This is a genomic window from Bartonella sp. AD328YNZD, from assembly GCF_042196425.1.
Genome location: NZ_JBHIQG010000687.1, coordinates 1 through 794 on the forward strand (window position 1 = coordinate 1; position 794 = coordinate 794).

General features: G+C 38.0%; 1 protein-coding gene. It reads right to left on the reverse strand.

The genetic code is table 11. The features are described 5' to 3' along the window. On the reverse strand, positions 1 to 794 hold a 794-nt coding region (gene lptD / locus ACFIO3_RS14475), incomplete at both ends, for an LPS assembly protein LptD (protein ID WP_375704721.1).

Genomic DNA, 794 nt, shown 5'->3' on the forward strand with positions numbered 1-794 from the left:
GAACCACGAACTTCGGATAACACAGTGTTTTTTATAGAAGAATCATGATTTTCACGTACATTGGTTGTAATGATATCGGCTCGTAGAGAGAGGAGGGGGGTTAAGATGAGTCCATTGTGCGTGTTGAAGCGCTTTTTCCACTGAAGCTCGTTTGTTAACCGCAAACTATTTCCAGCTATACCAGAAAGTCTTACTATGTTGAGAGAATTTGCGTTCTTGTCGGGTGAACTGAAATCAGCATGACGACGATAAATTGATTGCATATTACTATGGAAGGTGAGCTCTCCATTATAAATGGGTTCATCTGGTGTGAAAGTATAATCGATGCGTGGTAGAACCCACGCTTGCCGAGAGTGACGTTCATAATGAGGATCATTCAATATCAAATCTTGAACTTTAAAATGATAAAAACGCATATCAAAATAATTTTTTCCTGCAAGACCATTCAGATAGATCTGAGAAAGTTGTGTAGGATTGTTATAGTTTTCAAGTTTATAGGCACGACTAAAATGCCGATCTGACTGTGCAAGAATATCCCATCCATAAGTCCAGTGTGAATTAATACGAAAGTCCCCTTTTGTTGCCAGCATATAACGATTTTTATACTGTGCATCAATTGTATCATTATCAAATTTATGCGGTTTTATTTGATATATATAAGCAAAGCGAATGTTATAACGGCCCGTTTTAAAACGTTGACGCCATTCCCCTTCGGTCAAAAGCCCTTGTTGGGTATAAACCGTAGAAGAAAGTGTGAAATCGTAATGAGGAGCGAGATTCCAGAAATAAGAATT